This is a genomic window from Burkholderia sp. KBS0801, assembly GCF_005937855.2.
Taxonomy (GTDB): Bacteria; Pseudomonadota; Gammaproteobacteria; order Burkholderiales; family Burkholderiaceae; genus Burkholderia; species Burkholderia ambifaria.
The window spans coordinates 2,978,821-2,991,427 of the sequence record NZ_CP042177.1; the positions used below are offsets into that span (position 1 = coordinate 2,978,821).

The window sequence follows — 12,607 nt, forward strand, 5'->3', positions numbered from 1 at the left end:
CGCGGCCGGTCCGAATTCGGGAGCGATCGGCCGTTTGGTGTATCCTCAACGCGTTCCAATCGCCGTCCCCGTCATGAAATCTTCCCGTTCTCGCAAGTCCGGGCGCGACCAGTCCGCCGCGCCCGATTCCCCCCGTGTTTCGCTGTTCGATGCGAAGGGCAAGGCCCGGACCGTCGACGCACAAGGGCTGCGAATCGACTTCCCGGACGGCCGCAGCCTGATGTTCGACCTGTCGGGCAGCTCGGGCGACACGGCCGTCGCGATCGTCGCGCAGCACAACGATCCGGCGATGCGCGCGAAGCTCGCGCTGCAGCCCGAGCATTACGACAGCGTGACCCTCCACGTCGGCGCCGAACCCGCGCCGCGCGATGAGGAAATCGCGGAAATGGCGGACGAGCCGCGCGAGCTCGAGTTCGACCTGTCCGTGCAGTACGGCGACGAAATCACCGGCGACGTCCGCAAGGCTTGCCCCAAGCGCAAGCTGATCGCCGAATGGATCGAGCCGGCGCTGTTCTCGAGCGCGCAACTCACCGTGCGCTTCGTCGGCGAGGAAGAAGGCCGCACGCTGAACGACGGCTACCGCCACAAGGACTACCCGACCAACGTGCTGACTTTCGCGTACGATCCGCTGCCCGACGGCACCGTGATCGGCGACCTCGTGCTGTGCTGCCCGGTCGTCGAGAAGGAAGCGCAGGAACAGGGCAAGCCGCTCGCGGCCCACTACGCGCACCTGCTGGTGCACGGCGCGCTGCACGCGCAGGGCTACGATCACGAGACGAGCGAAGAAGACGCCGCCGAAATGGAAGCGCTCGAAGTCGCCATCCTCGCGAAGCTGGGCTTCCCGAATCCGTACCAGTAAGAGCCGTCCGCGCCATGCGCCACGCCGCAATGCTGCCACCCGCCTACCCGCCGTCGATCGGCGAGGGACGGCTGCTGACGCAAGACGAACTCGCGGCGTCGCTCGCGCACACGATGCGCGACTGGGACGGCCAGCAGGATCTCTGGCTGTTCGGCTATGGCTCGCTGATCTGGAACCCCGGGCTGCCGACCGTCGCCGCCGTGCGCGCCAAGGTACACGGCTACCATCGCGGGCTCTACCTGTGGTCGCGCGTGAACCGCGGCACGCCGGAACGTCCGGGCCTCGTGCTCGCGCTCGATCGCGGCGGCTCGTGCTCCGGTATCGCATTCCGGCTCGCGGGCCCGACCGCGCAGCCGCATCTCGAGACCTTGTGGAAACGCGAGATGCCGATGGGCTCGTACCGGCCCGCGTGGCTGCCGTGCTCGCTCGAGACCGGCGAACGCGTGAACGCGCTGGCCTTCGTGATGCGCCGCGACGCGCCGGCCTACACGGGCAAGCTGACGGACCCCGTCGTGAAGGAAGTGTTCGGCTGCGCGGCCGGCCGCTACGGCACGACGCTCGACTACGTGAGCCGCACCGTGGAGGCGCTGCGCGCGAGCGGCATCCCCGATCGCGCGCTGGAAGGGCTGCTCGCGCGATGCCGGTGACGTTCGACAGGCGGACGCGCGCCACGCCGCTGCGTGCGAAAGGAGGCGCCATGCCCATGAAACCGTCACGCGGATCGCGCGGCGCGCTGGCCGCGCTGCTCGTCGCCGCGAGTGTCGCGCTGTCCGGCTGCGGCATCCTGGGCTGCGGCGGCGCCGCGACCAACGGCGCGGCGGGCGGCGGCTGTTCGGCCGGCATGCGCTTCTGAATTTGCGGGCCTGCGCGGGCCGGCCCGGCCCGCCCGGCCGCGACGAAATGCCGCCGGCACCGACCGGCCGGCCGGTCGCCGTTGCGCCCCGCTTTTTTGCCGCCGCTGCCCCGGCGCCTCGTTCTGGGATAGGATGGATACGAAGGACGGCGGCGCCCGGCGCGGCCGTTCCCGAGCGGGGCCCGCGCGCGCCGCGTGTCCCCGGCCGGACGGCCGGGGTGACACGGCCGCGCCATGCCCTTGGTGTATCCTTGCCTACTCCGTGACCGCGCGCCCCGGCATGACCCGGGCGCACCACCATGAACGATTCGTATCCCAGTCGTAAGCTCACCGACAAACCGCAAGAAAAGCGCTCGCTGCTCGAGCGCCTGACCGACTTCATCTCGCCCGAGCCGGAATCCCGGACCGAGCTGCTGGAAATCCTCCAGGACGCCCACGAACGCAACCTGATCGACGCCGATTCGCTGTCGATGATCGAAGGCGTGTTCCAGGTGTCCGACCTGTGCGCCCGCGACATCATGGTGCCGCGCGCGCAGATGGACGCGATCAACATCGCCGACAAGCCTGAAGACTTCATCCCGTTCGTCCTCGAGAAAGCGCACTCGCGCTACCCCGTGTTCGAGGAGAACCGCGACAACGTGATCGGCGTGCTGCTCGCGAAAGACCTGCTGCGCTTCTATGCCGAAGAGGAATTCGACGTGCGCGGGATGCTGCGCCCCGCCGTGTTCATTCCCGAATCGAAGCGCCTGAACGTGCTGCTGCACGACTTCCGCGTGAACCGCAACCACCTCGCGATCGTCGTCGACGAATACGGCGGCGTCGCGGGCCTGATCACGATCGAGGACGTGCTCGAACAGATCGTCGGCGACATCGAGGACGAATACGACTTCGACGAAGAAGCCGGCAACATCATCTCGGGGCCGGACGGCCGCTACCGCGTGCGCGCGCTCACCGAGATCGAACAGTTCAACGAATCGTTCGGCACCGACTTCCCCGACGACGAAGTCGACACGATCGGCGGGCTGATCACCCATCATTTCGGCCGCGTGCCGCACCGCGGCGAGAAGCTGCAGCTCGGCAACCTCGTGTTCGAGATCCAGCGCGGCGATGCGCGCCAGGTCCACGTGCTGCTGGTGCGCCGCAACCCGCACGCGAGCCGCCGCGCCGAAACCTCGCACGAAGACTGACCGTCTCGCGCCGCCCGCGTCTCCTTCAACCGCTCGCCCCCTTTCGCTTCACATGGACGATCCGATTCCGTCCCGCCCGGCAGGCGGCCTTCTCGCGCCGGCGCCCGGCCGCGCGCTGCCGCGCTGGCACTATCCGGCCGCGCTGCTCGCCGGCGCGGCCAATACGCTCGGCTTCGCACCGACCCCGCACGGCGGCTGGCTGCAGCTCGTCGTATTCGTCTGGTTTTTCGCGCAGCTGACGCGCACGTCGAGTTGGCGCGGCGCCGCGCTTACCGGCGGCGCGTTCGGCTTCGGCAACTTCATCACCGGCGTGTGGTGGCTCTACATCAGCATGCACGTGTACGGCGAGATGGCCGCGCCGCTCGCAGGCGGCGCGCTGGTGCTGTTCTCGCTGTACCTGTCGCTGTACCCGGCTTTCTCGGCCGGGCTGTGGTCGTTCTGCGCGGGCCATGCATGGCATCGCCGGGAAGCCGACCCGCGGCCGTTCTCGCCGACCTGGCACGGCGCGTTCGCGTTCGCGAGCGCATGGGCGCTCGGCGAATGGCTGCGCGGCACCGTGTTGACCGGCTTTCCGTGGCTCGCGAGCGGCTATGCGCAGGTCGACGGCCCGTTCGCGGGCTTCGCGCCGGTGGTCGGCGTGTACGGGATCGGCTGGGTGCTCGCGCTGTTCGCCGCGCTGGTCGTGCAGGCGCTCGTCGCCGCGCGCCGGTCGCCCGCAGCTGAACGCGCCGGCGGCAACGCACGCATCCGCATCGCCGCGCCGGCCGGCGTCGCCGTCGCGCTCGTCGCGGCCGGCATCGGGCTGTCGCAGGCCACGTGGACCGTGCCCGCGAACGCGCCGCTCAGCGTGCGGCTGCTGCAGGGCAACGTGAAGCAGGACATCAAGTTCGAGCAGGCGGGCATCGACGCGGCGATCAAGATGTACCAGCAGATGATCGTCGAAAAACCTGCCGACCTGATCGTCACGCCGGAGACCGCGATCGCGGTGATGATCCAGGAGCTGCCCGAGCCGTTCGCCATCGCGATCCGCACGTTCAGCGACACGACGGGCTCGGCCGTGCTGTTCGGCGCGGTCGGCGCATCGGTCACGCCCGAAGGCCGTTACGTCGACTACACGAACAGCCTGTACGGCGTGACGCCGCATTCGCGCGACATCTATCACTACGACAAGCACCATCTCGTGCCCTTCGGCGAATTCATCCCGTGGGGCTTCCGGTGGTTCGTCGACCTGATGAAGATGCCGCTCGGCGACTTCGCGCGCGGCGCGCCGGTGCAGAAGCCGTTCCTCGTGCACAACCAGCCGGTGATGGCCGACATCTGCTACGAGGACTTGTTCGGCGAGGAAATCGCCGCGACGATCCGTGACAATCCGCAGCCGCCCGGCGTGCTCGTCAACGTGACGAACCTCGCGTGGTTCGGCGACACGATCGCGCTCGACCAGCATCTGCAGATCGCGCGGATGCGCGCGCTCGAGACGGGCCGGCCGATGCTGCGCGCGACCAATACCGGGATGACGGCCGCGATCGACGCGCGCGGCCGCGTGCTCGGCCAGCTGAAACCGTTCACGATCGGCTCGCTCGACCTGCGGATCGAAGGCACGAGCGGCTTCACGCCGTACGTGACGAGCGGCAACAATGTCGTGCTCGCGGTATCGCTGGTGCTGCTCGCGTTCGGCTTCACGTTCGGGCCGGGCCTGCGCCGCCGCAACGGCTCGAAGGCCGGCGGCGACCCCAACCTGTGACGCCTCGGCCGGCCGCTCAGGCCGGCCGCTTCGCCTGCGCGGCCAGGCCGCGCAGATCCCGCCCCAGCGCCGCCATCACCGGCGCCCACGCGCCGAACGTCGGCTGCCGGTACAGCGTGGCGGTCGGATACCACGGGCTGTCGGTGCGTTCGAGCAGCCACGGCCAGTGCGGATTCACGTCGAGCAGCACCCAGGTGCGCGCGCCCAGCGCGCCCGCCAGATGCGCGACCGACGTGCACACGGTGATCACCAGATCCAGCGCGCCGATGAACGCGGCCGTATCGTCGAAACTCTTCAGTTCGGCCGTGTAGTCCTTGATCGCGAAACCGGCCGCGCGCGCCGCGGCGACATCCGCATCCGCGCCCGGCTGCAGCGAATGGAACGTGACGCCGTCGATACCGCGAAATGCATCGGCGTAGCGATCGAGCCCGACGCGCCGGAACGGATTGCGCTGGTGTCCCGCACTGCCCGTCCAGACGAGCCCGACGTTCAACCGGCCATCGCCCGCGAGCCGCGCGCGCCACGCGTCGCGCGCGTGGCGGTCGGCCTGCAGGTACGGCACCGACTCGCCGAGCGTCGACGTCTCCATCCCGAGCATCAGCGGCAGCCCGATCAACGGCACTTCGTAGTCGAAGGCGGGCAGTTCGTCGACGCTGCCGCCCGCGCTGAAGGCGTCCGCATGCGCACCGAGGCTGCGCTGCATCAGCGTGCCCACCTGCGGAAACGTGTTCCACACGAGCCGGCCGCCCTCGCGGTGCACGCGCTCGGCGAGCGGCGCGACGAAGCGCGCGAACTGCAGCACGTCGCCGAGCCCCTGCTCGCCCCACACGAGCAGCGTCTTGCCCGCGAGCGGCTCGCCCTGCCAGCGCGGGCCCGGCAGCGCCGGCCGGCGGCCGCGCAACTCGCCCGCCCCGTCCCAGCGCGCCTCGTGGCCGCGCCAGCCGGCCGCGTAGTTGCCGCGCACGAGCTGGATGATCGCGAGGTTGAAACGGAACGACGCGTCGTCGGGCGCCAGCTGGCATGCACGCGCCGCGTAGCGCTCGGCGTCGTCCCAGCGCTGCGCTTCCTTCATCGCCATCGCGATGTTGTTCAGCGCGAGCGCATTGTCGGGCGCGATCTGCGCGAGCCGCGCCGCGCAGGCGAGCGCGCCGTCGAGATCCTGTGCCGCGAGCCGCGCGACGACCAGGTTGATCCACGCCTGCACGTCGAGCGGATCGGCCTCCACGGCCGCGTCGAGCAGCGCGATTTCCTCGTTGCGGTCGCCGCCCGACAGCCGCAGCGCGATCGCGAGGTTGTTGCGCAGCGAGGGCCAGCGCGGATCGAGCGCATAGGCGGCGCGATACGGCGCGACGGCCTCGGCGTGACGGCCGAGCATCTGCAGCACATAGCCGTGATTGAAACGGGCATCGGCGCCCGGATGCACGCGCACCGCGCGTTCGGCCAGCGCGAGCGCGTCGGCCGTGCGCTGTCGCGCGACGAGCGCCGACGTGAGCTGTGCGAGCGCGGCCATGTCGACCGCGTGCAGATGGCCGGCGGCGGCAAGCCACAGCGCGTGCGCATCGTGCTCGCCGCGCGCGTGCGCGTCGGCGGCCTGCCCGAGCATGGCGAGCAGCGGCGGGATCAGCGGAATGAGGAAGTCGTTCGAATCGTCCATGCGGTCCGGAGTGGGCAATCGGTCACGCGGCACGCGTCGCGCGCGCCGCAATACGTGCATCTTAACGCCCGCGCCAAGCGCTGCGGCCGCCGATGCGACACGCGCATCGCGACGCCGCACAAGCGAGCGCGACACGCGCGCCGGCACCCCGCGCACCGGCTTCGCACGGGTCGCCGGAACACCGCCGGCGGCCCCTTCGTCGGCGTTCCGGCCGCATCCGCTCGCCGATCCGGTAAAATTACGCGTTTCAGCACACTAACAAGCCGCGCCGCCGCGCGAGCCGACCCTCCGGGCTCCGCCCGGAGCGCCGTTCGCAACGGAGCGCCAGCGCCACGAAGGCTCTTCATGCTTACGTTTCAGCAAATCATCCTGACGCTGCAGTCCTACTGGGACAAGCAGGGTTGCGCCCTGCTCCAGCCCATCGACATGGAAGTCGGCGCGGGCACGTCGCACGTCCACACGTTCCTGCGCGCGGTCGGCCCCGAGCCGTGGCGCGCCGCGTACGTGCAGCCGTCGCGCCGCCCGAAGGACGGCCGCTACGGCGAGAACCCGAACCGCCTGCAGCATTACTACCAGTACCAGGTCGTGCTCAAGCCGGCGCCGGAAAACATCCTCGACCTGTACCTCGGCTCGCTGGAAGCGCTCGGCTTCGACCTGAAGCAGAACGACGTGCGCTTCGTCGAGGACGACTGGGAAAACCCGACGCTCGGCGCGTGGGGCCTCGGCTGGGAAGTGTGGCTGAACGGGATGGAAGTCACGCAGTTCACGTATTTCCAGGAAGTCGGCGGCCTCGAATGCAAGCCGGTGCTCGGCGAAATCACGTACGGCCTCGAGCGCCTCGCGATGTACCTGCAGAAGGTCGAGAACGTGTACGACCTGGTCTGGACCGAGTGGGAAGAGCAAGGCCCGAACGGCCCCGAGCTGCGCCGCCTGTCGTACGGCGACGTCTACCACCAGAACGAAGTCGAGCAGTCGACCTACAACTTCGAGCACGCAAACGTCGACCTGCTGTTCACGTTCTTCAACAGCTACGAAGCGGAAGCGAAGAAGATGATCGACGCGCAGCTCGCGCTGCCCGCGTACGAGCTCGTGCTGAAGGCCGGCCACACGTTCAACCTGCTCGATGCGCGCGGCGCGATCTCGGTCACCGAACGCGCGGCCTACATCGGCCGGATCCGCGCGCTGTCGCGTCTCGTCGCGCAGGCTTACTACGACTCACGCGAGAAGCTCGGCTTCCCGATGCTCGGCAACCCGCCGGGCGTGCCGGGCCTCACCACCGACGCCCAGGACGCCGCGCAGCCGGCATGGGCGCCGCCGCTCAAGGTCGAACGCAAGATCGATCAGGACTGACGAGACGAGATTGATTCCACACATGACGCATAACCATCCCGCCCCCCTGCTCGTCGAACTGCTGACCGAAGAGCTGCCGCCGAAGGCCCTCGCGCGCCTCGGCGACGCATTCGCCGAAGGTCTCGCGCAACGCCTCGCGGCGCGCGACCTCGTCGAAGGCGAACTCGTGTTCGAACGCTACGCGACGCCGCGCCGCCTCGCCGTCGTCGTGCAGAACGTGCGCGCCGTCGCGCCTGAAAAACAGGTCCGAGAAAAGGTCCTGCCCGTCTCGGTCGCGCTCGACGCCGAAGGCAAGCCGACGGCCCCGCTCGCGAAGAAGCTCGCGGCGCTCGGTCACCCGAACCTGTCGATCGCCGATCTCGAGCGCGCGCAGGACGGCAAGGCCGAAGCGTTCTTCGTCAATTATTCGGCAGCCGGCGCGACGCTCGCCGACGGCCTGCAGGCAGCGCTCGACGAAACGCTCGCGAAACTGCCGATCCCGAAGTTCATGACCTACCAGCGCCCGGACGGCTCCGACGTGAAGTTCGTGCGCCCGGTGCACCGCCTGACCGTGCTGCACGACGATCGCGTCGTGCCCGTGACCGCGTTCGGCATCGACGCCGGCGACACCACGCTCGGCCACCGCTTCCTGTCCGACGGCCTCGTCGCGATCCAGCATGCGCACGCGTATGCCGACACGCTGCGCGACAAGGGCCGCGTGATCGCGCACTTCGCCGATCGCCGCGAAACGATCCGCACGCAGCTGAACGAGCACGCGAACGGCGACACGGTCGTGATGCCCGAAGCGCTGCTCGACGAAGTGACGTCGCTGGTCGAATGGCCGGTCGTCTATCCGTGCCGCTTCGAGGACGAATTCCTGCAGGTGCCGCAGGAATGCCTGATCCTCACGATGCAGACGAACCAGAAGTACTTCGCGCTGACCGACGTCGGCGGCAAGCTGCGCTCGCGCTTCCTGATCGTGTCGAACATCGACACGAAGACGCCGGGCGAGATCATCGAAGGCAACGAGCGCGTCGTGCGCCCGCGCCTCGCCGACGCGAAGTTCTTCTTCGAGCAGGACAAGAAGAAGCCGCTCGCCGACCGCGTGCCGCTGCTCGCGAACGTCGTCTATCACAACAAGCTCGGTTCGGCGCTCGCACGCGTCGAGCGCCTCGAGGCGCTGGCCGGCGAGATCGCGCCCGCGATCGGCGCCGACGCCGCGCACGCGAGGCGCGCCGCGCGCCTCGCGAAGGCCGACCTGCTGACCGACATGGTCGGCGAGTTCCCGGAACTGCAGGGCACGATGGGCACGTACTACGCGCGTCACGACGGCGAACCCGACGACGTCGCGCTCGCGTGCGCCGAGCACTACCAGCCGCGCTTCTCCGGCGACGCGCTGCCGACCACGCCGGTGTCGACCGCCGTCGCGCTGGCCGACAAGCTCGAGACGATCGTCGGCATCTGGGGCATCGGCCTCGCGCCGACGGGCGAAAAGGATCCGTTCGCGCTGCGCCGCCACGCGCTCGGCGTGCTGCGCCTGCTGCTCGAGAAGCAGCTGCCGCTCGATCTCGTGGCGCTGCTGCGCACGGCGCATGCGCGCTTCGAAGGTGTGCCGGGCGTCGCCGAATCGACCGACGCGATCTTCGCGTTCTTCATGGACCGCCTGCGCGGCCTGCTGCGCGAACGCGGCTACTCGGCCGGCGAAGTCGACGCGGTGCTGAGCCTGAACCCGACGCGCGTCGACGATCTCGTCGCGCGCCTCGACGCGGTGCGCGAATTCACGCTTCTCGCGGAAGCCGAGGCGCTCGCGGCCGCGAACAAGCGGATCTCGAACATCCTGAAGAAGTCGGAAGGCGGCGCGAACGGCACGGTGCAGCCGACGCTGCTCGTCGAGGCCGCCGAAAAGGCGCTGCACGAACAGCTCGCGGCCGTGACGCCGCACGTGCAGTCGCAGCTCGAGGCACGTGCGTACACGGGCGCGCTGTCGGCGCTCGCCGCGCTGCGCGCACCGGTCGATACGTTCTTCAACGACGTGATGGTCAACGCCGAGGATCCCGCGCTGCGCGCGAACCGTCTCGCGCTGCTGTTCGCGCTGCATCAGCAGATGAACTGTGTCGCCGACATCTCGAAGCTCGCCGCATAAAGGCCGCACGATGCCGATCAGCCCCAACCGCAAGCTCGTCGTCCTCGACCGGGACGGCGTGATCAACGTCGATTCGGACGCGTTCATCAAGACGCCCGACGAATGGATCGCGCTGCCCGGCAGCCTCGAGGCGATCGCACGGCTCAACCACGCAGGCTATCGCGTGGTCGTCGCGACCAACCAGTCCGGCATCGGTCGCGGGCTGTTCGACATGGCCGCGCTCAACGAGATGCACCAGAAGATGCATCGCGCGGCGGCCGCGGTCGGCGCGCGCATCGACGCGGTGTTCTTCTGCCCGCACGTGGCGGAAGATCGTTGCGAGTGCCGCAAGCCGAAACCCGGCATGATGCAGATGATCGCCGAGCGCTTCGAGATCGATCCCGGTCACACGCCGGCCGTCGGCGATTCGCTGCGCGACCTGCAGGCCGCCGTCGCGGTCGGCTTCCGGCCGCACCTCGTGCTGACCGGCAAGGGCAAGAAGACGCTCGCCGCGGGCAATCTGCCGGAAGGCACGAAGGTCCACGACGACCTGCGCGCGTTCGCGCTCGACTTCCTTTCACACGAACACGAGTGATGCGGCCGCCGCGCGCATCCTCCTTACCACCAGACCCACGCCGATGCGCTTCGTCCGCTCCCTGCTGCTGCTGATCTACTTCATCCTGTACACGGTGCCGTACGCCACCGCGTGCTTCATCGCGTTCCCGTTCATGCGCCCCGACGCGCGCTACTGGATGGCGGCCGGCTGGTGCAAGTCGACGCTGTGGGTCGTGCGCTGGCTGAACGGCATCCGCTACCGGATCGAAGGGATGGAAAACCTGCCCGACGGCCCGGCCGTGCTGCTGTCGAAGCACCAGTCGGCGTGGGAGACGCTCGCGTTTCCGGCGCTGATGCCGAAGCCGCTGTGCTACGTGTTCAAGCGCGAACTGCTGTACGTGCCGTTCTTCGGCTGGGCGCTCGGGCTGCTGCACATGGTCAACATCGACCGCAAGGAAGGCAAGAACGCGTTCACGTCGGTGATCCGCCAGGGCAAGAAGCGCCTGTCGGAAGGCGCGTGGATGATCATGTTCCCGGAAGGCACGCGCACGCCGGTCGGCAAGCAGGGCAAGTACAAGACGGGCGGCGCGCGCTTCGCGATCGAAACCAATACGCCGGTCGTGCCGATCGCGCACAATGCAGGTCGTGTGTGGCCGCGCAATTCGTTCACGAAATTCCCGGGCGTCGTCACCGTGTCGATCGGCAAGCCGATTCCGGTCGACGGCAAGACGCCCGACGTATTGAACTCGCAGGTCGAAGCCTGGATCGAAGCGGAAATGCGCCGCATCGATCCCGATGCGTATCGCCAGCCGGGCAACGCCGGCACGCGCGATGCCGCGCGCGTCTGAATCACCCGGATTGCAGCCGTTGCGAACGACGAAACGAAGCGAACTGATGAAAAAGCGTCCGCGGCCACGGCCTGCCGTCGTGGCCCTCGATCATCGCCAGATGGACCTGCCGCTCTTCGACGGGCCGGCCGCGGCCTCGCCGGCACCGTCGGCGCCCGCCGCGCCGCCCACGTCACCTGAAGCGGCCGCGGCGCCCGCGATGCCCACCGCGCCGCTCGATCCGGGCCCCGCGCGCGATCGCTCCCGCGTCCGTACGTTCGCACTCGACAGCCGCGTGCTCGAATACCGGCTCAAGCGCTCCGCGCGCCGCACGATCGGCTTCACGATCGACGGCAGCGGCCTGTCGATCACCGCGCCGCGCTGGGTCACGCTCGCCGACATCGAAGCGGCGATCGCCGAGAAGCAGCGCTGGATCTTCGCGAAGCTCGCGGAGTGGAAGACCCGCACCGAGCAGCGCGCGCTGCCGCAAATCGACTGGCGCGACGGCGCGCAACTCCCGTATCTCGGCAAGACGATCACGATCGCGCTCGGCGCGGGCGCCGTCGCGTTCGACGCCGACGCGCTGCGCCTGTCGCTGCCGCTGCCCGTGCAGGCGGACATGCAGCAGATCAAGGATCGCGTGCAGGGCTGGCTGCAGGGCGAAGCGAAGCGGATCTTCGGCGAACGGCTGGTGATCTACGCGGAAAGGCTCGGCGTCACGTATTCGATGTACGCGCTATCGTCGGCCGCGACGCGCTGGGGCAGTTGCTCGAGCGACGGCAAGATCCGGCTGAACTGGCGGCTGATCCATTTCCCGATGTCGATCGTCGACTACGTCGTCGCGCACGAGCTGTCGCACCTGCGCGAAATGAACCACAGCCCGGCCTTCTGGCAGACCGTCGAATCGATCTTCCCGGAATTCCGCGAAGCACGGCACACGCTCAAGCATCACCCGCCCGAACTGCTGCCGGCGCTGTAGCGCGCTCAGTCGCCACACAAATGCAAACGGGCGATGCGGATTCCTCCGCATCGCCCGTTTTCGTTGCCCGCGACGCACATCGTGCGCCGCGCGCCGCTCATCCCGCGCTCAGTGCGCCTTCTTCTGGATGAACTCGATCTTGTAGCCGTCCGGATCCTCGACGAACGCGATCACGGTCGTGCCGTGCTTCATCGGGCCCGCTTCGCGGGTCACCTTGCCGCCTTGCGCCTTGATCCTGTCGCAGGCCGCGTACGCGTCGTCGACTTCCACCGCCAGGTGGCCGAAGCCGTTGCCGAGATCGTAGGACGGCGTATCCCAGTTATGGGTCAGCTCGATCACGGTGCCCGTGCTTTCCGCTTCATAGCCGACGAACGCGAGCGTGAACTTGCCTTCCGGATAATCCTCGCGACGCAGCAGCTTCATGCCGAGCAATTCGGTGTAGAACTTGATCGAGCGGTCGAGATCGCCGACTCGCAGCATCGTATGCAGCAAACGCATTGT

Annotated in this window: 12 protein-coding genes; 10 read left to right on the top strand and 2 right to left on the bottom strand. The window is 68.8% G+C overall.

Translation table 11 applies throughout. The features are described 5' to 3' along the window. Window positions 1-73 precede the first annotated feature (73 nt). From ybeY to lnt, 5 genes are all read left to right on the top strand, one after another. Entirely contained in the window at window positions 74-859 is a 786-nt protein-coding gene (gene ybeY / locus FFI87_RS14180; RefSeq protein WP_012364661.1) for an rRNA maturation RNase YbeY, read from the top strand. Window positions 860-873: 14 nt separating this feature from the next. Further along, window positions 874-1,506, top strand: coding sequence for a gamma-glutamylcyclotransferase (locus tag FFI87_RS14185; protein ID WP_138847183.1), 633 nt, complete (start codon window positions 874-876; stop codon window positions 1,504-1,506). Window positions 1,507-1,562: 56 nt separating this feature from the next. Then, on the top strand, window positions 1,563-1,712 hold the full coding sequence (locus FFI87_RS34480; RefSeq protein ID WP_012364663.1) for a hypothetical protein: 150 nt from the start codon (window positions 1,563-1,565) through the stop codon (window positions 1,710-1,712). A gap of 299 nt (window positions 1,713-2,011) precedes the next feature. Continuing rightward, the gene (locus FFI87_RS14190; protein WP_006755523.1) at window positions 2,012-2,899 is read left to right on the top strand and encodes an HlyC/CorC family transporter; all 888 of its coding nucleotides are present in this window, start codon (window positions 2,012-2,014) and stop codon (window positions 2,897-2,899) included. 52 nt (window positions 2,900-2,951) lie between these two features. Beyond that, window positions 2,952-4,640 (top strand): apolipoprotein N-acyltransferase, encoded by a 1,689-nt coding sequence (gene lnt / locus FFI87_RS14195; RefSeq protein ID WP_138847182.1) that lies wholly within the window; start codon window positions 2,952-2,954, stop codon window positions 4,638-4,640. Between the two features lie 16 nt (window positions 4,641-4,656). Here lnt and FFI87_RS14200 read toward each other — a convergent pair whose 3' ends face one another. Continuing rightward, window positions 4,657-6,294 (bottom strand): tetratricopeptide repeat protein, encoded by a 1,638-nt coding sequence (locus FFI87_RS14200; protein WP_138847181.1) that lies wholly within the window; start codon window positions 6,292-6,294, stop codon window positions 4,657-4,659. A 345-nt stretch (window positions 6,295-6,639) separates the two neighbouring features. On the opposite strand from FFI87_RS14200, the gene glyQ reads away from it, so the two are divergent. From glyQ to FFI87_RS14225, 5 genes are read left to right on the top strand one after another with little or no spacing between them, the layout of a single operon-like run. Further along, window positions 6,640-7,644 carry a glycine--tRNA ligase subunit alpha gene (gene glyQ / locus FFI87_RS14205; RefSeq protein WP_006477868.1) on the top strand — a complete coding sequence of 335 codons (1,005 nt, stop codon included), beginning with the start codon at window positions 6,640-6,642 and terminating at the stop codon, window positions 7,642-7,644. Window positions 7,645-7,666: 22 nt separating this feature from the next. Then, window positions 7,667-9,766 carry a glycine--tRNA ligase subunit beta gene (gene glyS, locus FFI87_RS14210; RefSeq protein ID WP_138847180.1) on the top strand — a complete coding sequence of 700 codons (2,100 nt, stop codon included), beginning with the start codon at window positions 7,667-7,669 and terminating at the stop codon, window positions 9,764-9,766. A gap of 10 nt (window positions 9,767-9,776) precedes the next feature. Continuing rightward, a complete protein-coding gene (gene gmhB / locus FFI87_RS14215) occupies window positions 9,777-10,340 on the top strand; it encodes a D-glycero-beta-D-manno-heptose 1,7-bisphosphate 7-phosphatase (protein WP_012364667.1) in 564 nt (187 codons plus the stop codon). 43 nt (window positions 10,341-10,383) lie between these two features. Then, a complete protein-coding gene (locus tag FFI87_RS14220; RefSeq protein ID WP_012364668.1) occupies window positions 10,384-11,148 on the top strand; it encodes a lysophospholipid acyltransferase family protein in 765 nt (254 codons plus the stop codon). Window positions 11,149-11,194: 46 nt separating this feature from the next. After that, window positions 11,195-12,106, top strand: a complete 912-nt coding sequence (locus tag FFI87_RS14225) for a M48 family metallopeptidase (protein WP_138847179.1) — start codon at window positions 11,195-11,197, stop codon at window positions 12,104-12,106. A 108-nt stretch (window positions 12,107-12,214) separates the two neighbouring features. Here FFI87_RS14225 and gloA read toward each other — a convergent pair whose 3' ends face one another. Next, complete coding sequence (gene gloA / locus FFI87_RS14230) at window positions 12,215-12,604, bottom strand: lactoylglutathione lyase (RefSeq protein ID WP_012364670.1); 390 nt, start codon at window positions 12,602-12,604, stop codon at window positions 12,215-12,217. Between the last annotated feature and the right edge of the window lie 3 nt (window positions 12,605-12,607).

Excerpts from the sequence above, each read along its gene's own strand:
- ybeY (WP_012364661.1), top strand. The coding sequence starts at position 74 with ATGAAATCTTCCCGTTCTCGCAAGTCCGGGCGCGACCAGTCCGCCGCG.
- FFI87_RS14185 (WP_138847183.1), top strand. The coding sequence starts at position 874 with ATGCGCCACGCCGCAATGCTGCCACCCGCCTACCCGCCGTCGATCGGC.
- FFI87_RS34480 (WP_012364663.1), top strand. The coding sequence starts at position 1,563 with ATGAAACCGTCACGCGGATCGCGCGGCGCGCTGGCCGCGCTGCTCGTC.
- FFI87_RS14190 (WP_006755523.1), top strand. The coding sequence starts at position 2,012 with ATGAACGATTCGTATCCCAGTCGTAAGCTCACCGACAAACCGCAAGAA.
- lnt (WP_138847182.1), top strand. The coding sequence starts at position 2,952 with ATGGACGATCCGATTCCGTCCCGCCCGGCAGGCGGCCTTCTCGCGCCG.
- FFI87_RS14200 (WP_138847181.1), bottom strand. The coding sequence starts at position 6,294 with ATGGACGATTCGAACGACTTCCTCATTCCGCTGATCCCGCCGCTGCTC.
- glyQ (WP_006477868.1), top strand. The coding sequence starts at position 6,640 with ATGCTTACGTTTCAGCAAATCATCCTGACGCTGCAGTCCTACTGGGAC.
- glyS (WP_138847180.1), top strand. The coding sequence starts at position 7,667 with ATGACGCATAACCATCCCGCCCCCCTGCTCGTCGAACTGCTGACCGAA.
- gmhB (WP_012364667.1), top strand. The coding sequence starts at position 9,777 with ATGCCGATCAGCCCCAACCGCAAGCTCGTCGTCCTCGACCGGGACGGC.
- FFI87_RS14220 (WP_012364668.1), top strand. The coding sequence starts at position 10,384 with ATGCGCTTCGTCCGCTCCCTGCTGCTGCTGATCTACTTCATCCTGTAC.
- FFI87_RS14225 (WP_138847179.1), top strand. The coding sequence starts at position 11,195 with ATGAAAAAGCGTCCGCGGCCACGGCCTGCCGTCGTGGCCCTCGATCAT.
- gloA (WP_012364670.1), bottom strand. The coding sequence starts at position 12,604 with ATGCGTTTGCTGCATACGATGCTGCGAGTCGGCGATCTCGACCGCTCG.